Raw genomic sequence first — 25,282 nt, forward strand, 5'->3', positions numbered from 1 at the left:
CCCTCGTGATCCGCCGGGGAGGCCTGGCCGGTCGGGTACCTCATGCGCAGGTGCCGGTGCCGTCGGCGACCGGACGGGCCTCGTCGGAGGCGGACTTGACTCCCCGGTCGAGCAGCGAGTCCAGGATCTCGCCGACCCGTATCGCGGTGTTGGACAGCAGCGACGTCGTGATGCCGTGGGTGTGCTCCGTGCCGCCCTGGAGGTAGATCCCGCAACGCAGCCCGGGGTCCGTCGCGACGCGGTAGTCGCGCTCGACGCGGACCCGCCCCTCGTCGTCGCGCAGGCAGCGGTCGGCGGCCTCGCCGAGCAGGCCGAGGGGGTCGGCGGGGCTGTAGCCGGTGGCGAACACCACGACATCGGCGTCCAGGAGCGTCTCCTCGCCCGTGACGAGGGACGTCACGGTGGTACGGACGCCGTCGGCGGTCTCCTCGACGTCGGTGACCCGGGACACGTTGAGGAAGCGCAGCCGTTCGGTGCCGAGGACCTTCTCCTGGTACATCTGCCGGTACAGGTCGTCGATCAGGTCGATGTCCACCACGGAGTAGTTGGTGTTGCCGTGGTAGTCCATCAGCCGGCTCTTGACGCTCGCGGGCGCGGTGAAGTAGTCGTCGACCGCCCCGGGGTCGAAGATCCGGTTGGCGAAGCTGCTGTCGTCGGCGGGGCTGTAGCCGTAGCGGGAGAAGACCGCGCAGACCTCGGCCCGGGGGAAGCGGCGGTGCAGATAGGCGACGTTCTCGGCGGCGCTCTGCCCGGCGCCCACGACGACGAACCGCGAGGGCGAGGTGCCCTCCAGGGCGTCGACCTTCCGCAGCAGATCGGAGTTGTGCCAGACGCGGTCGCCACGCTCCACACCTGGCGGCATGAGGGGGCGCAGCCCGGTGCCGATGACGAGGTTGCGGGCCCGGTGGACCGAAAGGCCCTCCCCCGAGCGGACTGTCACGTCCAGGTACTCCACGGCGCCGTCGTGGACGAAGGGCGTGACGGAGACGACCTCGTGGCCGTAGGAGACCATGTCGTCGACCTTGGCCGCGGCCCACTCGAAGTAGTCGTGGAACTCCACCCGCAGTGGGAAGAGGTTCTTGTGGTTGATGAAGTCGATCAGCCGGCCCTTGCTCTGCAGGTAGCACAGGAAGCTGTACTCGCTGGCCGGATTCCGGAGCGTCACCAGGTCCTTGAGGAAGGACACCTGCATGGTGGCGTCGTCGATCAGCATGCCGCGGTGCCAGCCGAAGCTCTGCTGTTGCTCGAAGAAGTGAGCGGTGACCGACTCCTGCCTGCCGACGCGTGTGTTGTGCTCACTCAGCGCGATCGCCATGGCCACATTGGAGGGACCGAAGCCGATGCCGATCAGGTCGTGGACCAGTGGTGCGTCGCCAGGAAGAACCGGTGACATGTCACTCCCATCGTGCGGGAAAGCCGCCTGTCAGGCGTAGGAAAGATGCGAAAGGTGGGCACGCCGACGGAGCCGCCCATCAAACTTAGGTGAGCCTAAGCTAATCACACGGTGCTGTCGATGGGGCAAGCCGGCTTTTGGGACTGACGGACCGTCAATCAAGGCCCGAAATAACCCAGTTGCAAAGTAAGGTAAGCCTTGCTTTACTTACTTCCGGTCCATCCCAGTCCTGAGGAGGAACCCCATGCGGGTCGTCATGTTCGGTTACCAGACCTGGGGGCACCGCACCCTGCAAGCCCTCCTGGACTCCGAGCACAGTGTGGAACTGGTCGTGACGCACCCCAGGAGCGAGCACGCGTACGAGAAGATCTGGAGCGACTCGGTCGCCGACCTCGCCGAGGAACACGGCGTCCCGGTGCTGATCCGCAACCGCCCCGACGACGAAGAACTGTTCCGGCGCCTCAAGGAGGCCGATCCGGACATCATCGTGGCCAACAACTGGCGGACGTGGATCCCGCCGCACATCTTCGGTCTCCCGCGCCACGGCACACTGAACGTCCACGACTCGCTGCTGCCGAAGTACGCCGGCTTCTCCCCGCTGATCTGGGCCCTGATCAACGGCGAGTCCGAGGTGGGTGTCACCGCGCACATGATGGACGACGAACTCGACGCCGGGGACATCGTCCGGCAGGAGGCGGTCCCGGTCGGACCGGCGGACACCGCCACCGATCTCTTCCACAGGACCGTGGACCTCATCGCCCCGGTCACCATCGGCGCACTCGGCCTCATCGCCGCCGGGCAGACGGAGTTCACCAAGCAGGACCGCTCCCGGGCTAGCTTCTTCCACAAGCGCTCCGCCGAGGACATCCGCATCGACTGGGCCTGGCCGGCCGAGGACCTCGAACGCCTGGTCCGCGCCCAGTCCGAGCCGTACCCCAGCGCCTTCACCTTCCACCGGGGCAAGCGACTGGAGGTCCTCGCCTCGGTGGTGTCCCAGGGCCGTTACGGCGGTACGCCCGGCCGCATCTTCTACCGCGAGGGCGAAGGCGTGGTGATCGTCGCCGGAGCCGACGCCCGCACCGGCCGCAACCACGGCCTGGCCATCACGCGCGTACGGACCGAGGACGGCCGGGAGATGCCCGCGACGGAGTACTTCACCTCCATGGGCGGCTACCTGACCCACCGTCCCTGACACCACGCCACCACGCGGTGTCGTGACGCCACCCCGGGTCCGCCTCGGAAGGACTTGGCCCGCTCAGCCGGCGGTGAGCACCCGCCAGTCGCGTGAGCCGATGTCGGCGGGTGTGCCGTCGAGGTTCCTGGCGGTGCGGGTCGCGGGTTCGAGGGTGATGGTCGCGGGGCCGGCCCAGCGCTGACCGAGCGGCTTGTCCGGGTCGGGCAGACAGGTCACAGCGGGCTCCCCCGCCCCCGTCACGAGGAGGCCCGCGAGCTCGTCGACCGTGGCCGGCGGCTGCCTCTGTGCGAGACGGGGGCGGACGAAGTCGTAGCGTTCGCCCGAATCGGGCTGGTAGAGCCAGGTCTTCTCGCCGGTGGCCGGAGCCGGCGTCAGGAAGTGGTTGGTGCGCACCAGTGTGCCGTGTTCGGGGCGCAGCCCGGCGAGGATGATGCCGATGGCCTGCGGGAGCGTAAGCCCCATCACGGGGCCGTAGCGGGCGCCGGAGCCGGGACGGTGGAGGGTTGGTCCGGTCCGATCAGGGGGTCGCCGCGGAGACGACGTACACGACAGGGTTCATCGGGTCGGTCATGTTCACCGTGATGTCCTGGGTGGGACGCGGGTCCTTGTTGGTGTGCGTGGTGCCCGCCCATTCGACGCCGGGGCCGAACTTCCAGCCCGAGATCGTCTGGTCGCGGGCGCCGATGGTCACCTTGCCGGGCTCCAGGTCGGAGCGCCCGCTGCCCATCCTGCCGAGGAAGCGGTCGAGCCCGGCGGACGTGGTGCGGAACTCCACGTACAGCCGGCTGGCCTTCCAGTTGTTGGTCTCGTAGTACTGCACGTCCAGGGAGTTGCCGGGCATCGGCAGCTCGAAGATCCGGCGCTGCATCCGGGACGGCCAGCCCTCCCGGAGCCCCTGCGCGGAGGCCTCGGCCTCCTTGTTCTGGCCGGAGCGGCGGCTCTGCCCGGCGGAGATCAGCAGATAGCCGGCCGGGATGCCGATGAGCAGCACGATGATGGTCGCCGTGATCAGCCGACGGCGGATCATCCGGCGCCGGTCCTGCGGCGGCCGGCCGTCGTCGGGCGGCGTGGACTGACGCGGCAGGACGGGGTGCTCGGCTGCGGTCATGAGTCTGGGGATCCCTAGGAGGTGCGGGTGTTGCGGGTATTACGGATGGTGCTCGCGGCCTGGTCGTAGATCTGGGCGTACCGCTCGTACCGTTCGACCCGGCGGCGGTTGGCGCGGCGGAATCTGCGGGCCACCAGCCGGGCCAGGTCGGCGGCGCCGACCATACCCGCCTCCGGTCCGAGCTGCGCCTTCGCGATCCGGGCCTCGGGGCGGTAGCCACGGCCGGTGAGGTGGCGCTTGAAGGCGTCCCTGGCGGGGCCGATCAGGAGGTCGTCGGCGGCGCTGACACCGCCCCCGATGACGAAGCAGGAGGGGTCGAGCGCGGCGGCCAGATTGGCGATGCCCACGCCGAGCCACTGGCCGATGTCCTGGAGGAGCTCGACGCACATCGCGTCGCCCTCGCGGGCCAGTTCGGTGATGAGGGGCCCGGTGATGTCGGGGATGTTGCCCTTGACCCGCTCGATGATCCCGTGGGCCACCGGGGAGTCCGCGGCGGCCAGCTCCTTGGCCTCCCGCACCAGTGCGTTGCCGGAGCTGTACTGCTCCCAGCAGCCCCGGTTCCCGCAGGGGCAGCGGTGCCCGCCGGGCACCACCTGCATGTGGCCGAACTCACCGGCGACGCCGTACTTGCCGCGCTTGACCTGGCCGTCCTCCAGGATCGCGCCGCCGATGCCGGTACCGAGCGTGATCATGACGAGGTGGTCCTCGCCGCGGCCCGCGCCGAAGCGCCACTCCGCCCAGGCGGCGGTGTTGGCGTCGTTGTCGACCATGACCGGGACGACGAGACGGGAGGCGAGGGCATCGCGCAGCGGTTCGTCGCGCCAGGCGAGGTGCGGGGCGAAGAGCACCTTGGAGCGGTCCGCGTCGACCCAGCCGGCCGCGCCGATGCCGACGGCGTGCACATCGTGCCGGTCGGAGAGGTCGAGGACCAGCTCGACGATGGTGTCCTCGACGACCCTGGGGCTCTTGGACTTGTCCGGCGTCTCGGTGCGCAGCTGTTCCAGGATGTTGCCGTCGGCGTCGACGACGCCCGCCATCACCTTCGTACCGCCGATGTCGATGCCGACGGTGGGTACCCGCGGTGCCGTGAGGTGCGAGCGCCGTTCCCGGGTGCCCACGGTCCGCAGGACGGTGGCGCGGGCGGAGCCGCGGTGTGTGAAGTCGCGGTACGTGCTCATCGTCCCTGCGGGGTCTGGGGGAGCCGGGGGCGGTGCTCCCGGCGGCGGACTGCGCCCGTCGGGCTCGATTCTGCCACTGCCGGGGCACCGGGGCTGGCGGACCGGTGCGTAGGGGGCCGGTCCCGGCCGGGGGCTACTCGGGCTTGCCGGGGGCCGGGTGGCCGCCGAGGTGGGTCGGTGCGGGGGCCCGTTCCAGCTCGTGGCTGAGCTCCTCCAGCTCGCTGCCGCCCGCCATCTGGCGGGTCAGCTCGTCCAGAGTGATGCTCGTCCTGGTGTGGCTGCCGGACATGGCGCCCCGCTTCAGCAGGACGAAACGGTCGCCGACGAGATACGCGTGGTGCGGGTTGTGCGTGATGAGGACCACGCCGAGACCCGCGTCGCGGGCGGCCGCGACGTACTTGAGCACGACCCCGGACTGCTTGACGCCGAGCGCGGCGGTGGGCTCGTCCAGGACGAGGACCTTGGCGCCGAAGTACACGGCCCGCGCGATGGCGACGCACTGGCGCTCGCCGCCGGAGAGGGTACCGATCGGCTGGTCGACGTCGCGCAGGTCGATCCCCATGCGCAGCAGCTCGGAACGGGTGGTCTCGCGCATCAGCCGCACGTCGAGGCGCTTGAAGGGGCCGGTTCCGGTGGTCGGCTCGGAGCCGAGGAAGAAGTTGCGCCAGACCGGCATCAGGGGGACGACGGCCAGGTCCTGGTAGACCGTGGCGATGCCGCGGTCCAGGGCGTCGCGCGGGTTGGCGAGGGTGGTCTCCTCGCCCTCGACGAGGAAGGTCCCGGAGTCGTGCCGGTGCAGCCCCGCGATGATCTTGATCAGGGTGGACTTGCCTGCGCCGTTGTCGCCGAGCACACAGGAGATCTCGCCCGCGTGGACCTCCAGCGAGACGTCCGTCAGGGCCTTGATGTTGCCGTAGAACTTGCTGACGTGGTCCAGCTCGACGAGCGCCCGGTGGGGCGCCTCCCGGTCGGCCGGTGCCTTGGGGGCCGTCATTTCGTCGCCTCCGCGCGCTTGCGTACCCATGCGTTGAGCAGGGTGGCCAGGAGCAGCATGGCTCCGAGGAAGAACTTGAACCAGTCCGGGTTCCACTCCGCGTACACGATGCCCTTGCTGGTCATGCCGAAGATGAAGGCACCGACCGCGGAGCCGATCGCGGAGCCGTAGCCGCCGGTGATCAGACAGCCGCCGATGACGGCCGCGATGATGTAGATCAGTTCGTTGCCGACGCCCTCGCCGGACTGCACCACGTCGAACGAGAACAGCAGATGCTGGCCGGAGACCCAGGCGGCGAAGGCGACCCCGAGGTAGAGGCCGATCTTGGTACGGATCACCGGGACGCCGACCGCGCGGGCCGCGTCGGCCTCGCCGCCGACCGCGAAGATCCAGTTGCCGAAGCGGGTACGGAGCAGGATCCAGGTGGCGATCGCGACGAGCACGGCCCACCACAGGATGGTGACCTTGAACTCGACGCCGCCGATGGTCCACTGCGAGGCGAAGACCTGGCGGGCCGAGTCGAAGCCCTCCATGTCACCGATCGACTTGGTGGACACGGTCCCGCTGATCAGCTTGGTGAAGCCCAGGTTGAGGCCGGTCAGCATCAGGAACGTACCGAGCGTGATGATGAAGCTCGGCAGTTTGGTGCGGGTCAACATGAAGCCGTTGAACGCCCCGATGGCCAGGGTGACCAGCAGCGACACGAGGACGCCGACCCAGACGTTGGCCGTCATCTGATAGCTGAACATCGACGAGATCAGCGCGGAGCTGGTGACCAGCACACCGGCGGAGAGGTCGAACTCGCCGCCGATCATCAGCAGCGCCACCGGCGCGGCCATGATCCCGATCGTCGAGGCCGCGTACAGCACGGTGCCGAGGCTGGAGGCGCGCAGGAAGCTGTCGGCGACGATCGAGAAGAAGATGAAGACCGCCGCGGCACCGACCACCGAGCCGAGTTCCGGACGGCCGAGCAGCCTGCGCAGCGGTGAGGTGCGCATCAGCCGCTCGTCGGCCCCGGCCGGGGCGGACGGTCCGGCGATCGTGCTCATCGGGTCCCCCGCTTCGTGTACTGGGCGAGTTCGGCGGCGTCCTTCGAGGTGATGATCTGCGGTCCGGTGAGGACCGGGCGGCCGCCACCGAGCACATTGCCGTTGTAGCGGTGGAGCCACAGCAGGTCGACCGCCTCGTACCCCTGGAGGTAGGGCTGCTGGTCGACCGCGAAGCCGAGGGTCTTGTCCTGGAGGGCCGAGGCGACCTTGGCGTTCAGGTCGAAGGTGTCGATCTCGGCCTTGCTGCCCGCGGTCCGCTTCGCCTTGACGGCGGCGTCCGCGAACGGTGCGCCGAGGGTGACGACCGCGTCGATGTTCTTGTCGGCCTGGAGCTTGGCCTCGATGGACGCCTGGACGTCGGGCATGTTGGTGCCCTCGACGTACAGGTTCTGCATCTGTCCGTCGAAGGTCTTCTTCGCTCCGGCGCAGCGCTGCTCGTGGCCGACGTTGCCCTGCTCGTGCAGGATGCACAGCGCCTTCTTGCGGCCCCGCGAGTTGAGCTCGTCGCCGACCGCCTCGCCGGCGATGGACTCGTCCTGGCCGATGTGGGTGAGCGCGCCGAACCGCTTGGACTCCGCGGAGCCCGAGTTCACCGTGATCACCGGGATACCGGCCCTGGTGGCCTTGGCCACGACGTCCTTCATCGCGTCCGGCTTGGCGAGGGTGACGATCAGCCCGTCGACCTTCTGGTCGATGGCGGCCTGCACCAGCTGGGCCTGCTGCTGCGCCTCGTCGTTGTGCGAGTACAGGAACTTGATGTTGTCCTTGACGGCCGCCTGCTCGGCGCCCCGCTGGACGATGTCCCAGAAGGTGTCGCCGTCTCCCGAGTGGGTGACCATGGCGAAGGTCCAGCGGGGCGTGTTCACCGCGGACCGGCCCTCGGCAGCAGCCTGGGCCGCGCGCTCCTCCGCCCGCTTGCCACCGGTGCTGCTGCATCCCACGAGGGAAGCCCCGAGCACCGCCGCAAGCACGGCGCCCATCGCACGTACCCCTGTCCGAACCCTTGCCACGACGCCGTGCCCTTCTTGTGCTGCTCGCTGTGCTGCCTGGAGGGGCCGGGGATGGTGCACACCCGGCCCGGCTGGCCAAGTATCCCCGAGCGGTCGGCGGCGCCGCCCGGCAGGGGCGGGGCGCGAGTGTCGGCACCGGGTGCGCACCGCGGTGTGCGGGCGGTTCACCGGGTGCCGCGCGCGGTGTACTTCTCCAGCTGCGGCACATCGTCGGCGGTGACGATCGCCGGGCCGGTGAGCACCGGCTTTCCGCCGCCGATGACGTTGCCGTTGGTCCGCTTCAGCCACAGCTCGTCGACGGCGAGATAGCCCTGGAGGTAGGGCTGCTGGTCGACGGCGAAGCCGAGCTCGGACGCCTTCAGGCGTTTGACGACCTCGGCGTTCAGATCGAAGGTGTCGACCTCCGCTCTGCTGCCGGAGCCCTCCTTGGCCTTGACGGAGGCGGCGGCGAAGGGGGCGCCGAGGGTGACGATCGCGTCGATGTCCTTGTCGGCCTGGAGCTTCGCCTCGATCGAGGAGGTGGAGGCCGGCATGTTGGTGCCCTCGACGTTGAGGTTCTCGACCCTGCCGCCGAAGGTCTTGCGCACCCCGGCGCAGCGCTCCTCCAGCGACACGTTGCCCTGCTCGTGGATGACGCAGAGAGCCTTCTTGCGGCCCCGTGCGTCGAGCTCGTCGCCGACCGCCTCGCCCGCGACCTTCTCGTCCTGCCCGATGTGCCCGAGGGCGCCGGCCTGCCGGGAGAACTGCGCGCCCGAGTTGATGGTCACGACGGGTATGCCGGCCTTCACCGCCTTCGCGACGACGTCCTTGACGGCTTCCGGTTTGGCGAGGGTGACGATCAGCCCGTCGACCTTCTGGTCGATGGCGGCCTGGACGAGCTGGGCCTGTTCCTTGCCCTCCTTGTTCGCCGAGTACAGGAACTCGACGTTGTCCTTGGCAGCCGCCTGTTTCGCGCCGCTCTGCACGATGTCCCAGAAGGTGTCGCCCTCCCCGGAGTGCGTAACCATGGCGATCTTCATCCGGGGCGTGCCGGCCGCCGTGCCCGCGCCGCTTCCCCCTGCGGGTTTCTCCTCGGCGCTCCTGCCGCCGGAGCCGCTGCACCCGGCGACGGTGAGCCCGAGGCCGAGGGTCGCGACGGTGATCAGGGTTGCTGCCCTGCGAGAGGTACGCATGGTGGGTCCGCCTTCTCTCCCCGCCGCCCGATTGCGGCTGGGGGAGTTCTAGCGGCGGGCGTACGAGACGTCAACGGGGCCGTGCGGCCGTGGTCACCGTACGAGCAGCTGGAAGTCGAAGGTGTAGCGGGAGGCCCGGTAGATGTGGGAGCCGTACTCGACCGCCCGCCCGGTGTCGTCGAAGGTGGTGCGCTCCATCGTCAGCAGGGCGGCCCCCGCCGTCTCGGCGAGCCCGGCCGCCTCGTCTGCGGTGGCGAGCCGGGCGCCGACGGTCTGGCGGGCGCTGTGCAGGGTGATCCCGGCGCCGCGCATCAGCCGGTACAGGCCGGTGGCCTCCAGCCGCCCGGTGTCCAGGTCGACGATCCCGAGCGGCAGGTGGTTGCGCAGGAGCGCCAGCGGCTCGTCGTGCGCGTACCGCAGCCGTTCGACGAGGTGTACGTCGGTGCCTTCGGCGACCGCGAGGGCGTCGGCCACCGCCGCCGGGGCGGGTTCGACGGTGTTGCGCAGGACGCGGGTCGTGGGGTGCCCGCCCGCGGCCTCCAGGTCGTCGTAGAGGCTGCTCAGTTCGAGCGGGCGCCTGACCCTGCTGTGCACGACCTGGGTGCCGACGCCGCGACGGCGCACCATCAGCCCCTTGTCGACGAGCGACTGGATGGCCTGGCGGACCGTGGGCCGGGACAGGCCGAGCCGCGCCGCGAGCTCGATCTCGTTGCCGAGCAGACTGCCGGGGGCCAGCCGGCCCTGCTCGATGGCGGCCTCCAGCTGCTGGGCCAGCTGGAAGTAGAGCGGGATCGGGCTGGTGCGGTCCACGCCCAGTTCGAGTGCGGCGGGGTCGGTGGTGGGTTTGGGCACGCGTGGAGGGTAACCCTCACGTCAGAACCTCCGGTAGTCCGGTCGTTCTGTTGTCCGGACAGCATGACGAACCAACAAGGCGCACCTTGTCAGGACATATGGTTGACAGCGCAGCCGGTGGACGGCACGTTGGGTCCATGCGCATCGGACTCATCGGCACCGGCCGGATCGGTTCCTTCCACGCGGGCGTGCTGGCCCGCCATCCCGAGGTGGACGCCCTGGTGGTGACGGACACCGACGGGGCACGGGCGGCCGAGGTCGCGCGGTGCACCGGCGCGACGACGGCCCCGGACGCCGCCGAGGTGTTCGGCGCCGGTGTGGACGCCGTGGTGATCGCCTCGGCCACCGCGGCGCACGGGGAGCTGATCGGCCGGGCCGCACGCGCGGGACTCCCGGCGTTCTGCGAGAAGCCGATCGCCCTGGACCTGCCGGGGACCCTGGGCGCGCTGCGCGAGGTCGACCGGGCCGGGAGCGTGCTCCAGCTGGGCTTCATGCGCAGGTTCGACGCGGGCTACCGGGCGGCCCGAGCCGCCGTGCGGGCCGGTGCGCTGGGCAGGCTGCACACCGTGCGGGCGGTGACGATGGACCCCGCCCCGCCGCCCGCCGCGTATCTGCCGCTCTCCGGGGGGCTGTACCGGGACTGTCTGGTCCATGACTTCGACATGCTGCGGTGGGTGACGGGCCGGGAGGTGACGGAGGTGTACGCCACCGGATCGGATGCCGGGCCCGGGATGTTCCGGGCGGCGGGCGACATCGACACGGCGGCGGTCCTGCTGACCCTCGACGACGGCACCCTGGCCACCGCAGCGGCCACCCGCTGCAACGGCGCCGGTTACGACGTACGGATGGAACTGGCGGGCGAGCTGGACCAGATCACGGTCGGCCTGGACGCCCGCACACCGGTCACCTCGGCCGAACCGCAGGGCCCCCCGGCCCCCGCCAGCCCCTGGCCGGGTTTCCTGGAGCGGTTCGCTCCGGCGTACGAAGCCGAACTGGACGCGTTCGTACAGGTGGTGCGGGGCGAGCAGCCCAATCCGTGCGACGGCCGGGAGGCGTGGTTCGCGCTGCTGATCGCGGAGGCGTGCGAGGTGTCCCGCCGGGAGCGCCGCCCCGTGGCGATCGCGGAGATCGCCGACGGCGCGGCGCAGCCCTCCTCGTAGCCGGCTACGGGACGGACGTTCAGGCGGACGGCGACGCGGCCGACAGCACGGTCCCCTGCGCGACCGCGCAGAGCATCCGCTCCCCCTCCTCCCCCGCGGCGAACAGCTCGCAGCGGACCACCGCCTGGCGGCGGCCGGTGTGCGCGACCTCGGCGTGCGCGATGAGGGTGCTGCCGGTGGCGGGCCGGACGTACTGGATGGAGAAACCACCGGTCAGCACGGCCGGGCCGAGCGTCGTGCCGGCGGCGAAGGTGATCGCGTTGTCGGCCGCGTAGGCCAGGACCCCGCCGTGCAGAAAGCCGTTCTGCTGCTGGAGTTCCTGGCGGATGTCCACTTCGAGGGTGGCGGCGCCGTCCCCGAAGGCGGTGAGCCGCGCCCCCACGAGACCGCTGAACGGTTGGCTGTCGAGCACCTTCCGCGCCAGTTCCAGGTCAAGTCCGTTCATCACTGAGCTCCTTGTCTCACCAGCGGACGGGCAGTCCGCGCACCCCGCGGATCAGCATCCCGGGAATCCAGTCCGGCTCCCCGGCCGCCGCGTCCGGCGCGAGGGCGGGGCACCGCTCCAGCAGCGTACGGATCGCGATCCGGCCCTCCATACGGGCCAGCGGCGCACCCACACAGAAGTGGACGCCGTGCCCGAAGGCCAGGTGGCCCTGGGTTTCGCGGCGGATGTCGAAGGTGTCCGGTTCCGGGTAGCGGCCGCGGTCCCGGTCGGCGCCCGCCAGGGACACCAGGACCGGGGCGCCCGCCGGAACGACCCGCTGCCCGATCTCGACCTGCTCACGGGGATAGCGGAACGTGGCGGTCTCCACCGGCCCGTCGTAGCGCAGCATCTCCTCGACCGCACCGCCGATCAGCTCCGGGTCGTCCCGCAGGGCCGCCAGTTGGTCGGGGTGGTCGAGCAGCGCCCGTACCCCGTTGGCGATCAGGTTGACCGTGGTCTCGTGGCCGGCCACCAGCAACAGGAAGGCCATGCCCACGAGTTCGTCGGGCGACAGCCCGTCGCCCTCCTCGTCGCGGGTCCTGACCAGAGCGCTCATCAGGTCGTCGCCGGGCGAGCAGCGCTTGTCCTCGATGAGTTCGCGGAGGTACTCGTTCATGGCGCGCACCGCCTCGGACTCCTGCGAGGGCGAGGCGGGGGTGACGACACCGTTCGACAGCTTGCGGAAGGCGTCGCGGTCCAGGTCCGGGACCCCGATCAGCTCGCAGATGACGGTCATCGGCAGCGGGAAGGCGAGCGCGTCGACGAGATCGGCACGTCCGGCGGGCACCACCGCGTCGAGGAGCTCGTCGGTGATCTGCTGGACGCGCGGGCGCAGGGCCTCGACCCGGCGGGCGGTGAACTCCCGGGCGACGAGCTTGCGCAGCCGGGTGTGGTGGGGCGCGTCCAGCTCCAGCATGTTGAGGAAGATGGGGTCGCTCTCGGCGGGTGCGCCCGGCAGACCCCGCCAGTCCTTGGCGAACCGCGGGTCGGCGAGGGTCGAGCGGGCCTCGTCGTACCCCACCACGAGCCAGACGCACTCGAACTCGTCGGTGCGGACGGTGTGCACCGGGCCCGCGGCGCGCAGCTTCTCGTAGTAGGGATACGGGTTCGCGGTGAAGTCCGTGACGCCGCGCAGATCGACATCGACCTCGGCACGGCCACTGGCATCGGACATGGGATCGCCCCTCCCGGTCTGACGGCTCGTCCGGCCCGATCGCTTCGGACCGACCGCATCACCCTATGTCGCCCGTTCCGCGCCGTCGTCGTCGAGCAGGCCCGCGTCGTGCACCAACAGCGCGATCTGGACACGGTTGTTGAAGTCGAACCTGGCCAGGATCCGGGACACCTGGGTCTTCACGGTCGCCACGCTGAGATAGAGCGTCGCGGCGATCTCGGCGTTGGAACGGCCCCGTGCGACGGCGATCGCGACCTCGCGTTCCCGCTCGGCGAGTGCGGCGATCCGCTGTCGGGCCCGGTCGGCGCGGTCCGCCCGGCCGTCGCGGGATCCGGTCCCGGCGGCGCGGGCCATGAGCTGACGCGTCACCGCGGGCGACAGCACCGGATCGCCGGCCGCCACCCGACGTACCGAGTCGACGATCTGCGCCGGTGGGGTGTCCTTGAGCACGAATCCGGCTGCTCCGGCGCGGATGGCCCGCAGTACCTGTTCGTCGGCGTGGAACGTGGTCAGGACGATGACCTCCGGGGCATCGGGCCGGGCGCGCAGGAACTCGGTCGCGGTCAGCCCGTCCATGGCCCGCATCCGGATGTCCATCAGCACCACGTCCGGGCGCAGCCGGTCGACGAGTCCGGCGACCTCCGTGCCGTCCGCCCCCTCCCCCACGATGTCGATGTCGTCGGCGCCGCCGAGCATGAGGGTGAGCCCGGCCCGTACGAGCGGGTCGTCGTCGACGACGATCAGCCGGACGGGCCGGGCCACGGGATCCAGCGGGGTAGGGGTGGTCATGACGACCACCGTAGCCAGGCCCGGACCCCGGACGCGCCGGGGACCGGCTTCCGGCCGGATCAGGCCGGCCACGGCAGCGAAGCCCGGATGCGGAAGCCCCCGCCCGGTTGCGGCCCGTGGTCGAGGCTGCCCCCGGCCAGGGTGGCGCGCTCCGTGAGGCCGATGAGCCCCTGGCCGGAACCGGGGACCCGCTCGAAGGGTTCGGTGGGCGCCGGGTTGCGCACCTCGACGGTGAACCCTTCGCCCGGGGCTCCGGTGACCGTGACGGTGACCTCGGTGCCGGGTGCGTGCTTGCGGGCGTTGGTCAGGCCCTCCTGGGCGATGCGGTAGACGGTGCGGCCGGTGGCGGCGGGGGCCGCGGCCGGGTCATCGACGCGGTTGTCGAGGGTGACCTTCATGCCGGCCAGCCGGGACTCGCCGATCAACGAGTCCAGGGTGGCGAGGGTGGGCTGCGGCCGGTCGCCGTCGCTCTCGCCGGGGCTGCGCAGGACTCCGATGATCTCGCGGAGGTCCTGGAGCGCCTCGTGCGCGCTGTCCCGGATGACTCCGGCCGCGCGGGCCACCTCGGCGGTCGGTGCGTCGGGGCGGAATTCGAGGGCACCGGCGTGGACGCTGAGCAGGGTCAGCCGGTGGGCGAGGACGTCGTGCATCTCGCGAGCGATGGCCTCGCGGGCCAGCCGCTGGGCCTGTTCGGCGCGGAGTTCCGCCTCGGTCTCGGCCCGGTGGGCCCGCTCGCGCAGGGTGACCACGAGCTGGCGCCTGGACCGTACGACCATGCCCCAGCTGACCACCAGCAGCGGCAGCAGCACCCCGACGACCGTGGCCCCGACGAACGAGGTGTCCGGGTCGGGGCGCAGATACGGCTGTACGGGGGCGAGCGCCAGGGCGAGCGCTCCGACGGCCACCACGGGCCGGAACGGGCGGTGCACGGCCACGCCGAACAGGGCGACGAACATCGCCCCCGCCGCGACCGGCTCGACCGTGGCGACCAGGACCAGGCCCACCGCGACGCCGACCGGCCACCGCCGCCGCACCCACAGGGCGCAGCAGGCCACGGCCCCGATCACGCAGTCGGCGAAAAGGACGGCGTCCGGGGTGGTGCGGTCGGCTTCGATCGTCGCGGCCGCGAGCACGCCGAACACGGCCGCGCAGAGGAAGGCGGTCAGGTCGACGGCCCAGTCCCGCACGGTGCGACGCGAGCGGCCGTTCCGGTCGCCGGGCAGCTCGGGGTCGGCCATCGCCGAGGGCAGCAGCCAGCGGTATTCCGTACGCGTCATGCCACAAAACTACCCAGGTCAGGCGGATGACCCCGGCCGTGCGGACGCGCCGAGCGACCAAAGTCGCGGAACACGAGACTTTCGGACGGGCGCCGCTGCCCGGTGGCTCAAGGAGCGGCCGGAGTCACCGACCGGCGGCCCCACGCGGTACCGGCCAGGACGAGCACCGCACCCACCGCGCCGAGGACACCGAGCCGCTCGCCGCCGATCGCGATGCCCACGGCGGCGGCCCACAGCGGTTTCGTGCCCAGCAGCAGGCTGACGCGGGAGGGTGAGGTGCGGCGCACCGACCACATCTGCACGAAGAAGGCGAAGAGTGTGCAGAAGACGGAGAGGAAGAGCAGCCCGCCCCATTCCCGGACGCCGAATCCCGCGGCCACCGTCCACGGCGCCTCCCCGGTGCCGGGCACGGTAGCGAACACCGCGAAGACGGCGACCGAGCTGCCGAGCTGGACCGTGGTCAGCGACAGCGAGTCGGCTCCCTGCACCGATTTGATGCGGGCCATCAGCAGCACGTGCACGGTACGGGCGAGGGCGGCCACCAGCATCGGCAGGTCGCCCGCCGAAGGACTGGTGAATCCGCCGCCCTGGGTCAGCAGCACCACACCGGCGACCGAGAGCGCCGCGGCGGAGAGAAAGGCCCTGGGCGGCCGGACGCGGGTCACGGCGGCCTCGGCGAGCGGGGTGAAGATCATGGTGAGGCTGATGATGAGCCCCGCGTTGGTCGCCGAGGTGTGCACGACGCCGTACGTCTCCACCAGGAAGATCGCGCTGAGGACGAGCCCCAGCAGGCCGGCCCCCCGCCACTGCGCCGCGGTGAGCGCCCGGAGCCTGCGCCGGCCGGCCAACACCAGCACCGGCAGGACGACGGCGAACCGCAGCACGAGCACGGCGAGGACGGTCCGGGAGGTGGTGATGCCCTTGGCCGCCAGATAGCTCGAACCCCAGACGACCGCGACGAGCAGCACGGGCAGATCGGTGAGCCAGGCACGGCGGGACGGGGCGACGGTGGGTACGGCGATCGAGGACACCCGGCTGGTTCTCCACGGCGGGAACGATGTGGAGACCTCGATGGCTCACACGCGGAACGATCACCGTACCGGGCGTCGCCCCGTCCGGAACAGCCCTCTCAGGCGTCGAGCGGGAAGGAACCGAACCGCGCCGGGCCCGCGGGCCGGTAGGTGTGGATCGAGATGCCGCTCGGGGTCTCCCGCGCCTCGGTCCGCTCGAAGGCGGTCGGCTGCCCGCCCTCCGGGAAGAGACGGGCTCCCCGGCCCAGCACAACCGGGTAGACGAGGAGGTTGTACTCGTCGATCAGGCCGTGCGCCATCAGGGACCGGGCGAGCGCGCCGCTGCCGTGGATCTGGAGCTCGCCGCCCTCCGTGCGCTCCTTGAGGCGGGCGATCTCCTCGGCGACATCGGTGGAGATGACGGTCGTGTCGTGCCACATGGGCGAGTCCAGGGTGGTCGAGACGACGTACTTGGGGAGCGCGTTGAGGCGGCTCGCCACGAGGTGGTCGGGGGCGGTCACCTTGGGCCAGTAGGCGGCGAAGATGTCGTACGTGCGACGGCCCAGGAGGAAGGCCGCCGACCGGCCGAACAGCTCATTGATGAACTGCATCATGCCTTCGTCCGCGAACGGCACGGTCCAGCCGCCGTACTCGAATCCGCCGCTGCGGTCCTCGTCGGGGCCGCCCGGTGCCTGCATGACACCGTCGAGCGACAGGAATGTGGTGAGAGTCAGCTTGGCCATGGTCCTTCTCCTGTTCCGGGTCAGTCGATCGTCTTTCTCCTCCGACCCCGCGGCCACCCGGAACTCATCGGCCGGGCCACGGACGGTGCCTCGCATAGGCGTCCGATTCCCGCCGGTGGCAGCCGGGCGGAACGACTTTCCTTGTCCATGCCGAAGCACCTGACGAAACACCGCCGACCTGCGAGGAACCCATGATCACCAACACCATCACCGGCACGGCCCGGACCGCACTCGTCACCGGAGGCAGCCGCGGCATCGGCGCCGCGACCGCCCTGCGGCTGGCCCGGGAGGGCGTCGATGTGGCACTGACGTACGTACAGGACGAGGCGGGCGCGCAAGCGGTCGTCGAGAGGATCGGCTCGTACGGCCGACGGTGCATCGCCCTGCGCGTGGACTCGGCCGACCCCGAAGCGGTCCCGGCGGCCGTGACCGGGGCCGCGGACGCGCTCGGCCGGCTGGACATCCTGGTCAACAACGCGGGCATCGGCGTCCTCGGGCCCATCGGCACCCTCACCCCGGCCGATGTGGACCGGGTGCTGGCGGTGAATGTGCGGGCGGTGTTCCTGGCCTGCCGCGCGGCGGCGGGGCTGATGGAGCGCGGTGGCCGCATCGTCTCCGTCGGTACGGCCCTGAGCCGGCACGCGGGCGGTCCCGGCTCCACCCTCTACACGATGAGCAAGTCGGCGCTGGCCGGTCTCACCAAGCCGCTCGCCCGTGAACTCGGCCCGCGCGGCATCACGGTCAATCTGGTGCAGCCCGGCCCCATCGACACGGATCTGAACCCGGCCGACGGGCCGTTCGCGGCCGGCCAGCGCACCGCGACCGCCCTGGGCCGGTTCGGCGCGACGGACGAAGTGGCGTCCCTCATCGCCTACTTGGCCAGTGACAGGGCGGCGTACATCACCGGCACGGAGCTGACGGTGGACGGCGGCCACGCGGCCTGACGGCGCCCGTGCCGGCAGGCGGACCTGCCGGCGTGCGGCGTCACCGCGAGCGCGGGGTGACCTCCGCCATCCGGGACCAACCCTCGCCCGGCACCTCGACGTTGATGATCTCCGGAGTCTCGGCCACGAGGTCCGCCATCACGTCCATGGCCGCCGCGAAGTGCTCGGACTTCACATGGGCAGCACCGGCCTCGGGGGAGGCGAACGCCTCCAGCAGGACGAACTGGTCCAGGTTCTCGACGCTGTACGACCACTCGAAGAAGACGTTGCCCGGCTCCTGCCGGGTGGCGAGGGTGAAGGGCTCGACGGCCGGGAGCCAGTTGTCGCGCTCTTCGCTGCGGACGGTGAATTTGACGGCGATGAAAATCATGCGTCAAGGGTCGCATAAGCCCTGGACGCGGACTCATCGGGCACACCCGGATGGCGGTGGGCCCGGGTCCGGACTCCTCGTCCGGCTCCGGGCCCACCGCGGACGAAAGACCCTAACCGCCCAGTTCGCGGTGGCGGGCCGTCAGCCGTGCGGTGCCCTCCTCGGTCGGTGAGCCGAACAGCCGCAGCCGGGAGATTCCGCCGTCCGGGAAGATGTCGATCCGGATGTGCGTGGCCCGGACCGCCTCCGGCAGGACGAAGCGGTGGTTGGTGTCGGGCTGCAGCCGGGTCCGGGGCAGCACCTCGGTCCAGTCACCGCTCTCGCCGTCGCGGGCCCAGAGGCTCGCCCAGCCCGCCGAGTTGCCCTTCAGATACGCGGTGTCGATCTCGACGGCGCGGATCTCCGCCTGCTCGACGAGCCGGTAGCGGATCCAGTCGTTGCCCCGGTCGCGTCGGCGCCGGGTCTCCCAGCCGTCGTCCATCTTGCGGGACCGGCCGGGCCGGATGGTGTTGGTGGCCGGGGAGTAGAAGCGGTCGGAGGCGTCCTCCACCGTGCCACCGTTCTCCAGGGCGACCAGATCGAAGGTGCCGAGGGCGGCCAGCCAGGCGGGGTCGGGGGTGACCTCGCCGTACACCCGGAGGCGGGCTATCCCGCCGTCGGGGTGCTGGTTGACCCGCAGATGGGTGACGCGCTGCTCGGCCGCGACCACGAAGCCATTGGCCGCGTGCCCGCCAACGGCCGTACGGGGGACGAGCGTTGTCCACTTCACCTCCGGCGCGAGGAGTTCCTCGGGCGACGGGGAGCCGGGCACGCAGGCCGCCTCCACGGAGACCGCCTGAGGGTAGTTGCCGCGGAAGTGGGCGGTGTCGACGACGATGCCGCGTACGATTCCGGGCGCGCCGAGCCGTACCAGGGCCCAGTCGTGGTCCTCGTCCGCAGGGTGCGGCACGGCGGCGCTCGCACCGCGACGGCGGCGGGTCTCCCAGCCGTCCATGATCTTGCCCTTGTGACCGAAGCGCTCGGGGTCGAACTCGGCGGGCTCCGGCTTGAGCAGATTCTCGCGCTCGGCGAAGAACTCGTCGTTGGCGGCGATCACACCCGCGCCGAGCCGCCGGTCGGCGAGGTCGACGAGACCGGTGAAGGGGAAGTCGGCGGTGCGGTAGTCGGCGTACGGGTCGCCGCCGCCGTACGGGTTCGCGTCACCGGTGAAGCGCTCTGTCGCCGTCATGGTCACTGGTTCCTTTCGAGGAGGCGGCCGGTGGGTCCGGAGACGGTGCCGTCGGCCGCGATCCGTTCGCCGCGCAGCCAGGTCGACCGCACGACGCCGTGCAGGGTCTTGCCGGCGTACGCGGTGACCTGGTTGCGGTGGAAGAGTTCGGCGGGGTCGACGGTGAACGTCTCGTCCGGGGCGAGCACCGCGAAGTCCGCGTCGCGGCCGGTCTCGATGGCACCCTTCCGGGTCAGTCCGGCCAGTCCGGCGGGGGCGGCCGACATCCAGCGGGCGATGTCGTCGAGGGAGTGGCCGCGCTTGCGGGCCTCGGTCCAGATGGCGGGCAGTCCCAGCTGGAGGGAGGAGATCCCGCCCCAGGCGGAGGCGAAGTCGGGCGTCTTGAGGTCGGTGGTGCACGGCGAGTGGTCGGAGACGACGCAGTCGATCGTCCCGTCGGCCAGCCCCTCCCACAGCATGTCCTGGTTGGCCGCCTCGCGGATCGGCGGGCAGCACTTGAACTCCGTGGCGCCGTCCGGGACTTCCTCGGCGGTGAGGGTGAGGAAGTGCGGGCAGGACTCCACCGTGATCCGTACGCCTTCGCGCTTCGCCGCGGCGATCATCGGCAGCGCGTCGCCGGAGGACAGGTGCAGGATGTGGACGCGGGCGTTCAGCCGCCTGGCGTGCGCGATCAGCCCCTCGATCGCGGTGTTCTCGGCGTCGCGCGGCCGGGAGGCGAGGAAGTCGGCGTACGCGGGTCCGCTGCGCTGCGGGGCGGAGGCCAGGTGGCGCGGGTCCTCGGCGTGCACGATCAGCAGCCCGCCGAAACCGGCGATCTCCGCCATGGACCGGGCCAGCTGCTCCTGGTCGAGCTCCGGGAACTCCTCGACCCCGGAGGGCGAGAGGAAGCACTTGAAGCCGAACACCCCGGCCTCGTACAGCGGTCGCAGGTCCTTGACGTTGGACGGGATCGCACCGCCCCAGAAGCCGGTGTCGATGTGCGCCTTGGGAGCGGCCACCCGCTGCTTGGTGCGCAGATGCTCGACGGTGGTGGTCGGCGGGAGGGAGTTGAGCGGCATGTCGAGCAGGGTGGTGATGCCGCCCGCCGCCGCCGCGCGGGTGGCGGTGAAGAAGCCTTCCCACTCGGTGCGGCCCGGGTCGTTCACATGGACATGCGTGTCGACGAGTCCGGGCAGCAGGACGTCGTCGCCGAAGTCCTCCAGCCGGGCACCGGCCGGCACCTCGGTGTCGTACGGCAGGACGGCGTCGATTCTCCCGTCGGCGACGGCGACCACTGCGGGGCGCGTCCCGTCCGGGGTGACCACACGCGTCGAGCGCAGTACCAGCTTCACGTCCGCACCGGACACCCGTGCTCCTCACTTCGGACTTTCGAGACTTCGTTCGAAACTTCGAACTTTCGAACGCTGATGAATTCAACGAACTGTTGAAGGAGTCTTCACTCGGGGTTCGAGCCCGTCAAGACCCCACCCTCCTCGCCCGACGACCGGCGGGCCAGCCCGCACTGACAACTGGAGATTTCCACAAAGTAAAAGTCCCATTTCGGAATGCGGAACGTAACATGGGACCAGTGCTGGCCCGAAGAACCGCCCCGCCGACTGCCGACACCGGGACAAACGGGCTCTGACCGGCCAGGACGCCGCACCCGGAGCAGTGGGCCGATCGGGAACCGCCCGGTAGGCTGCTGGGTGCCTCGCCGGGCGGGGCACCCGCTCTTCCGCCTCGAAAGGACCGTTGACGTGCCGCCGTCCCACGCCAGCACATCCGACTCCAAGCCCGCCGCTTCCAGCGGTGGTGTGCAGTCCCTTGAGCGTGCCTTCGATCTGCTGGAGCGGATGGCGGACGCGGGGGGTGAGGTCGGGCTGAGCGAACTCTCCGCGAGCAGCGGGCTCCCGCTGCCGACCATTCACCGCCTGATGCGCACGCTGGTGCTCTGCGGATACGTGCGCCAGCAGCCCAACCGGCGCTATGCCCTCGGCCCGCGGCTGATCCGGCTCGGCGAATCCGCGTCCCGGCTGCTCGGCACCTGGGCCCGCCCGTATCTGGCCCGGCTGGTCGAGGAGACCGGCGAGACCGCGAACATGGCGCTGCTCGACGGCGACGAGATCGTGTACGTGGCGCAGGTGCCGTCCAAGCACTCGATGCGGATGTTCACCGAGGTGGGCCGCCGGGTGCTCCCCCACTCCACCGGGGTCGGCAAGGCACTGCTGGCGCACACGCCGCCGGAGGAGGTGCGGGCCCTGCTCGCCCGTACCGGGATGCCGGCCGCCACCGAGAAGACGATCACCACCCCGGACGGCTTCCTCGACGCTCTGGAGCAGGTCCGCCGGGTCGGCTACGCGGTCGACGACAACGAGCAGGAGATCGGGGTGCGCTGCCTGGCGGTCTCCGTCCCGAACTCGCCCACTTCGGCCGCGATCTCGATCTCCGGTCCGGCGGGCCGGGTGACGGAGGCGGCGACGGAGCGGATCGTGCCGATCCTCCAGCAGGCCGCCAAGGAGCTCTCGGACGCGCTGGCGAGCAGCGGTTCCACCGGCTGAGACGTCCCGGAGCGGAACGTAATGGAGGGGTGGCCGGGGGCCACCCCTCCATTACGTGTCAGACCGGTTCGGGCACCGTCAGGCAACCGTCGTCCATCTGGACCGTGCGGTCCACCCGGTCCAGATGGGTCCGGTCGTGCGTGACCAGCACGGTCGCCGTCGACCGCTCCCGGGTCAGCGTGACCAGCAGGTCCAGCACCGCCGCGCCCCGCTCGTGATCGAGCGCGCTGGTCGGTTCGTCGACCAGCAGGACCGCCGGGTCGTTCATCAGGGCCCGTGCGATGTTGATCCGCTGCCGCTGTCCGCCCGACAGCTGATGGGGCCTGCGTCCGGCCTGGTCGGCCAGGCCGACCGCGTCGAGCAGTTCAAGTGCCCGGCCACGGGCCGCGCGTACGGAGCCGCCCGAGAGGTGGGTCATCACCTGGAGCTGTTCGGCCGCCGTGAGCGACGGCAGCAGATTGGGCTGCTGGAAGACGATGCCGATGAGCTCGCGGCGCATCTCCGCCTGTTGTGCCCGGCCCAGGCCCGCGGTGTCCGTACCGGCGACGACCACCCGGCCGGTGTCCGGGGTGACCAGGGTCGCGGCCACCGCGAGCAGGCTGGACTTGCCGGAGCCGGACGGTCCCACGACCGCGGTGAGCGAACCCGCGGGCACATCCAGCGAGACCCGGTCGAGGGCGGTGAGCCGGCCGTCGCCGTCGGGGTAGGTGAGGGTGACATCGGCGAGGGTGAGGGTCATCGGGCACTCCCGAGTGCGGTGAGCGGGTCGACGGCGGTGATCCGCCGGATGGACAGGGCCGCCCCGAGGGCACCGAGGACGATCATGACGGCCGCCGGGACCAGGACGGTCGCCGCGTCGAGGACGAACGGCACGGCCCCGCCGCTGATCAGGGCACCGATGCCCGAGGCGAGCACGGTGCCCACGCCCGTACCGACGGCGAGCATCACGACGGCCTGCCCGAGCGCGTCGCGCAGCAGATACGGGGTGGAGGCGCCGAGCGCCTTGAGCACGGCGACGTCGCCGCTGCGCTGGATCGTCCAGACGGTGAAGAAGGCGCCGATGACCAGGGCGGAGATGGCGAAGAGGAAGCCGCGCATCAGCTGGAGCGAGCCGTTCTCGGCCTGGTAGGAGCCGATGGCGGTGAGGGAGTCGTCGAGCGAGAGCGTGCTGGTGCCGGCCGCCTTGTCGCCCGCGGCCAGATCGGCGCGGTCGGTGGTGGTCAGGGCGACCACCGTGGCATGGTGTGCCGAGCCGGCACCCTCCGCACCGAACCGCTGCCAGTCGTCGAGCGAGGTCCAGACGACCGGCGTGTGGCTGTACGAGGCGTCCCCCGAGACGGCCGCGACGGTGACCTCGGTGCCACCGAGGCGTACCCGGTCACCGGCCACGGCCCCAAGCTCGTCGGCGGCCTGCTCGGACAGCACCGCCTTCCCCGGGCCGACCCGCGCACCGGTGGGCGCCAGGCCCCCGTCCGGCTCGACACCGAACGCCGACACCGCGGCCGTGCGCTCCCCCTGGCCGGCGACGGCGTTGAGCGTACGGATGCCGAGCGGTTCCGCGCCGCGCACCCCGGGCCGCTCGGCCCAGCTCCGCCAGGCGCCCTCCTCCACCGCCGATTCGGTGAAGGACACCGACCGGCCGTCGGGCGGGGCGGCGAACGCGAGGTGGTCGGCGTTCAGCCCCGTGACGGCCGAGGTGTTCTCCCGGGCCAGACCGGCGGTGAGCCCGGACAACAGACCCACGAGCAGCGTGATCAGGACCACGACCGTGCCCATGAGTGCGAACCGGCCCTTGGCGAACCGGAGATCTCTCCATGCGACGAACATGCCCCCAGCCTCGCCGTCCGGGCGCCCGGAAACATCGCTCGGCGGTGGGGCCCGACATCAACCTTTCGATTGACCGGCCCCCGGCGCCCCGCGTCTACGCTGGATGAATCATGGATTCCCGCGCCCATCCCCCGGTCGCCGCAGCGCTGCGGCTGTGTCTGCACGCGCTGCTGGTCGGGCTGCTCGCACTCGCCGCGGTCCGGGCCGTCAGCGACAGCACCCACACCGCGGCCGTCGTCGTGGTCAGCTGTCTGATGGCCGCCGTCTACGCGGCGGGCGCACTCGCCCCAGCCGTGCAGCCGCGCACCCGCGCGGCCGCGCTGTGGCTGGCGGTGCTGGGCGCCGTGTGGCTGGCGCTGCTCGTCCTGTCGCCGGACGCCCTGTGGGTGGCCTTCCCGCTCTACTTCCTGCAACTGCATCTGCTGCCGACCCGCTGGGCACTGCCGGTCGTCGCGGTCACCGCCCTCGCCGCCATCGCCTGCTTCGTGCTGCACGGCCAGGCCGTCAACCCGGGCACGTTCATCGGACCGCTGCTCGGGGCGGCGGTCGCGGTCGCGACGGTGCTCGGATACGAGGCGCTGTTCCGGGAGAGCGAACGGCGCCGGGAGCTCATCGAGGAGCTGATGTCGACCCGGGCGGAGCTGGCCGAGGCGGAACGCACCGCGGGCACGCTCGCCGAACGCGAGCGGCTGGCCCGCGAGATCCACGACACGCTGGCGCAGGGTCTTTCCAGCATCCAGCTGCTGCTGCGCGCCGCCGAACGCACCCTGTCCGCCGAGGACCCCGCCACCGCGCACGTCCGCCGGGCCCGCGAGGCCGCCCAGGACAATCTCGCCGAGGCCCGCCGCTTCGTCCGCGCCCTGTCGCCGCCGGACCTGGCGAACGGCTCCCTGGCGGCCGCTCTGGAACGCCTCTCGTCCCGCACGACGGGCCCCGGCCTCACAGTGCAGTTCGCGGTGAGCGGCACACCGGTGGAGCTGCCCACGCCGTACGAGGTGGCGCTGCTGCGTACCGCCCAGTCGGCGCTGGCCAACACGGTGCGGCACGCCGGGGCCGGGCGCGCGGAGATCACCCTCAGCTTCATGGACACCTCGGTGTCGCTGGATGTCGTCGACGACGGCCGCGGTTTTGTCCCCGGGCGCGGGCCGGTCGCCGCGGACAGCGGCGACACCGGTGGCTTCGGACTGCCCGCGATGCGTGCGCGGGCCCGTTCGCTGGGCGGCACGCTCAGTGTCGAGTCGGCCCCCGGTCAGGGCACCGCCGTCGCCCTCACCCTTCCCCTCCCGATCCCCGACGGCCGGCCAGGACAGGACGCCGCATGAGCACCCCCACCCCCACCCCCATCAGGCTGCTGCTCGCCGACGACCACCCGGTGGTGCGGGCGGGGCTGCGGGCCGTGCTCGATTCCGAACCCGGTTTCCGGGTGGTCGACGAGGCGGCCACGGCCGAGCGGGCCGTCGAGCTCGCCGCGACCGGCGAGTTCGATGTCGTCCTCATGGATCTCCAGTTCGGCGCGGGCATGCACGGATCGCAGGCCACCGCGGCCATCACGGCACAGCCGGACGCGCCCCGCGTCCTGATCCTCACCACGTACGACTCGGACGCCGACATCCTGGCCGCGGTCGAGGCGGGCGCCGCCGGCTACCTGCTGAAGGATGCCCCGCCGGAGGAGCTGGCGGCTGCGGTGCGCACGGCGGCGGCCGGCCGCTCGGCGCTCGCACCGGCCGTCGCCCACCGTCTGATGGACCGCATGCGGACGCTCGCGCTTGGTCAGGGCCTCCGCGGGCG

General features: G+C 71.4%; 26 protein-coding genes. 6 read left to right on the top strand and 20 right to left on the bottom strand.

What is annotated here, in order from left to right; all coding sequences use genetic code 11:
• Window positions 1-40 precede the first annotated feature (40 nt).
• Entirely contained in the window at window positions 41-1,393 is a 1,353-nt protein-coding gene (locus ABZY11_RS22840) for a lysine N(6)-hydroxylase/L-ornithine N(5)-oxygenase family protein (protein ID WP_356480913.1), read from the bottom strand.
• 244 nt (window positions 1,394-1,637) lie between these two features.
• On the opposite strand from ABZY11_RS22840, the gene ABZY11_RS22845 reads away from it, so the two are divergent.
• Window positions 1,638-2,585: a methionyl-tRNA formyltransferase gene (locus ABZY11_RS22845; RefSeq protein ID WP_356480914.1), complete on the top strand. Its 948-nt coding sequence runs from the start codon at window positions 1,638-1,640 to the stop codon at window positions 2,583-2,585.
• Between the two features lie 63 nt (window positions 2,586-2,648).
• On the opposite strand, the gene ABZY11_RS22850 is transcribed toward ABZY11_RS22845, so the two are convergent.
• The 8 genes from ABZY11_RS22850 to ABZY11_RS22885 all read right to left on the bottom strand — a co-directional run bounded on the left by ABZY11_RS22850 (window position 2,649) and on the right by ABZY11_RS22885 (window position 9,909).
• Window positions 2,649-3,050: a hypothetical protein gene (locus ABZY11_RS22850; RefSeq protein ID WP_356480915.1), complete on the bottom strand. Its 402-nt coding sequence runs from the start codon at window positions 3,048-3,050 to the stop codon at window positions 2,649-2,651.
• 55 nt (window positions 3,051-3,105) lie between these two features.
• Complete coding sequence (locus ABZY11_RS22855) at window positions 3,106-3,696, bottom strand: hypothetical protein (RefSeq protein ID WP_356480916.1); 591 nt, start codon at window positions 3,694-3,696, stop codon at window positions 3,106-3,108.
• A gap of 14 nt (window positions 3,697-3,710) precedes the next feature.
• Window positions 3,711-4,874 carry an ROK family glucokinase gene (locus tag ABZY11_RS22860; protein ID WP_356480917.1) on the bottom strand — a complete coding sequence of 388 codons (1,164 nt, stop codon included), beginning with the start codon at window positions 4,872-4,874 and terminating at the stop codon, window positions 3,711-3,713.
• Between the two features lie 133 nt (window positions 4,875-5,007).
• Complete coding sequence (locus ABZY11_RS22865; RefSeq protein WP_356480918.1) at window positions 5,008-5,868, bottom strand: ATP-binding cassette domain-containing protein; 861 nt, start codon at window positions 5,866-5,868, stop codon at window positions 5,008-5,010.
• Window positions 5,865-6,917 carry an ABC transporter permease gene (locus ABZY11_RS22870; protein WP_356480919.1) on the bottom strand — a complete coding sequence of 351 codons (1,053 nt, stop codon included), beginning with the start codon at window positions 6,915-6,917 and terminating at the stop codon, window positions 5,865-5,867. Before ABZY11_RS22870 ends, ABZY11_RS22865 begins: the two co-directional genes overlap by 4 nt.
• Window positions 6,914-7,897, bottom strand: coding sequence for a sugar ABC transporter substrate-binding protein (locus tag ABZY11_RS22875; protein ID WP_356480920.1), 984 nt, complete (start codon window positions 7,895-7,897; stop codon window positions 6,914-6,916). Before ABZY11_RS22875 ends, ABZY11_RS22870 begins: the two co-directional genes overlap by 4 nt.
• Before the next feature lie 194 nt (window positions 7,898-8,091).
• A complete protein-coding gene (locus ABZY11_RS22880) occupies window positions 8,092-9,099 on the bottom strand; it encodes a sugar ABC transporter substrate-binding protein (RefSeq protein WP_356480921.1) in 1,008 nt (335 codons plus the stop codon).
• 93 nt (window positions 9,100-9,192) lie between these two features.
• On the bottom strand, window positions 9,193-9,909 hold the full coding sequence (locus ABZY11_RS22885; RefSeq protein ID WP_356480939.1) for a GntR family transcriptional regulator: 717 nt from the start codon (window positions 9,907-9,909) through the stop codon (window positions 9,193-9,195).
• A 179-nt stretch (window positions 9,910-10,088) separates the two neighbouring features.
• Between ABZY11_RS22885 and ABZY11_RS22890 the strand changes: the two genes are divergently transcribed.
• On the top strand, window positions 10,089-11,111 hold the full coding sequence (locus ABZY11_RS22890; protein WP_356480922.1) for a Gfo/Idh/MocA family oxidoreductase: 1,023 nt from the start codon (window positions 10,089-10,091) through the stop codon (window positions 11,109-11,111).
• A 19-nt stretch (window positions 11,112-11,130) separates the two neighbouring features.
• On the opposite strand, the gene ABZY11_RS22895 is transcribed toward ABZY11_RS22890, so the two are convergent.
• The 6 genes from ABZY11_RS22895 to ABZY11_RS22920 all read right to left on the bottom strand — a co-directional run bounded on the left by ABZY11_RS22895 (window position 11,131) and on the right by ABZY11_RS22920 (window position 16,588).
• Window positions 11,131-11,556: a PaaI family thioesterase gene (locus tag ABZY11_RS22895; protein WP_356480923.1), complete on the bottom strand. Its 426-nt coding sequence runs from the start codon at window positions 11,554-11,556 to the stop codon at window positions 11,131-11,133.
• Between the two features lie 16 nt (window positions 11,557-11,572).
• Window positions 11,573-12,769, bottom strand: coding sequence for a cytochrome P450 (locus tag ABZY11_RS22900; RefSeq protein ID WP_356480924.1), 1,197 nt, complete (start codon window positions 12,767-12,769; stop codon window positions 11,573-11,575).
• A gap of 63 nt (window positions 12,770-12,832) precedes the next feature.
• Window positions 12,833-13,558, bottom strand: coding sequence for a response regulator transcription factor (locus ABZY11_RS22905; RefSeq protein ID WP_356480925.1), 726 nt, complete (start codon window positions 13,556-13,558; stop codon window positions 12,833-12,835).
• Between the two features lie 59 nt (window positions 13,559-13,617).
• Entirely contained in the window at window positions 13,618-14,835 is a 1,218-nt protein-coding gene (locus ABZY11_RS22910) for a histidine kinase (protein ID WP_356480926.1), read from the bottom strand.
• Between the two features lie 107 nt (window positions 14,836-14,942).
• Window positions 14,943-15,866, bottom strand: coding sequence for a DMT family transporter (locus ABZY11_RS22915; protein WP_356480927.1), 924 nt, complete (start codon window positions 15,864-15,866; stop codon window positions 14,943-14,945).
• Between the two features lie 98 nt (window positions 15,867-15,964).
• On the bottom strand, window positions 15,965-16,588 hold the full coding sequence (locus ABZY11_RS22920; protein ID WP_356480928.1) for a dihydrofolate reductase family protein: 624 nt from the start codon (window positions 16,586-16,588) through the stop codon (window positions 15,965-15,967).
• 191 nt (window positions 16,589-16,779) lie between these two features.
• Here ABZY11_RS22920 and ABZY11_RS22925 point away from each other — a divergent pair, with 191 nt between their 5' ends.
• Window positions 16,780-17,532 (top strand): SDR family oxidoreductase, encoded by a 753-nt coding sequence (locus tag ABZY11_RS22925; protein WP_356480929.1) that lies wholly within the window; start codon window positions 16,780-16,782, stop codon window positions 17,530-17,532.
• 40 nt (window positions 17,533-17,572) lie between these two features.
• Here the strand turns inward: ABZY11_RS22925 and ABZY11_RS22930 are convergent, their stop codons facing one another.
• The 3 genes from ABZY11_RS22930 to allB all read right to left on the bottom strand — a co-directional run bounded on the left by ABZY11_RS22930 (window position 17,573) and on the right by allB (window position 20,476).
• Window positions 17,573-17,902, bottom strand: a complete 330-nt coding sequence (locus tag ABZY11_RS22930; RefSeq protein WP_356480930.1) for a putative quinol monooxygenase — start codon at window positions 17,900-17,902, stop codon at window positions 17,573-17,575.
• A 112-nt stretch (window positions 17,903-18,014) separates the two neighbouring features.
• Window positions 18,015-19,130, bottom strand: coding sequence for an allantoicase (gene alc, locus ABZY11_RS22935; protein ID WP_356480931.1), 1,116 nt, complete (start codon window positions 19,128-19,130; stop codon window positions 18,015-18,017).
• A gap of 2 nt (window positions 19,131-19,132) precedes the next feature.
• A complete protein-coding gene (gene allB, locus ABZY11_RS22940; protein ID WP_356480932.1) occupies window positions 19,133-20,476 on the bottom strand; it encodes an allantoinase AllB in 1,344 nt (447 codons plus the stop codon).
• A 390-nt stretch (window positions 20,477-20,866) separates the two neighbouring features.
• Between allB and ABZY11_RS22945 the strand changes: the two genes are divergently transcribed.
• The gene (locus ABZY11_RS22945) at window positions 20,867-21,667 is read left to right on the top strand and encodes an IclR family transcriptional regulator (protein WP_356480933.1); all 801 of its coding nucleotides are present in this window, start codon (window positions 20,867-20,869) and stop codon (window positions 21,665-21,667) included.
• A 58-nt stretch (window positions 21,668-21,725) separates the two neighbouring features.
• Here ABZY11_RS22945 and ABZY11_RS22950 read toward each other — a convergent pair whose 3' ends face one another.
• Window positions 21,726-22,406, bottom strand: coding sequence for an ABC transporter ATP-binding protein (locus ABZY11_RS22950; RefSeq protein ID WP_356480934.1), 681 nt, complete (start codon window positions 22,404-22,406; stop codon window positions 21,726-21,728).
• Window positions 22,403-23,494 (bottom strand): ABC transporter permease, encoded by a 1,092-nt coding sequence (locus ABZY11_RS22955; RefSeq protein ID WP_356480935.1) that lies wholly within the window; start codon window positions 23,492-23,494, stop codon window positions 22,403-22,405. Before ABZY11_RS22955 ends, ABZY11_RS22950 begins: the two co-directional genes overlap by 4 nt.
• 110 nt (window positions 23,495-23,604) lie before the next feature.
• Between ABZY11_RS22955 and ABZY11_RS22960 the strand changes: the two genes are divergently transcribed.
• Both ABZY11_RS22960 and ABZY11_RS22965 read left to right on the top strand, forming a co-directional pair.
• Window positions 23,605-24,816: a sensor histidine kinase gene (locus ABZY11_RS22960; protein WP_356480936.1), complete on the top strand. Its 1,212-nt coding sequence runs from the start codon at window positions 23,605-23,607 to the stop codon at window positions 24,814-24,816.
• The coding region (locus ABZY11_RS22965; protein WP_356480937.1) for a response regulator transcription factor at window positions 24,813-25,282 on the top strand (470 nt) is incomplete at its 3' end. The genes ABZY11_RS22960 and ABZY11_RS22965, both read left to right, overlap by 4 nt.

The sequence above is a fragment of the Streptomyces sp. NPDC006510 genome (genome assembly GCF_040611955.1).
Taxonomy (GTDB): Bacteria; Actinomycetota; Actinomycetes; order Streptomycetales; family Streptomycetaceae; genus Streptomyces.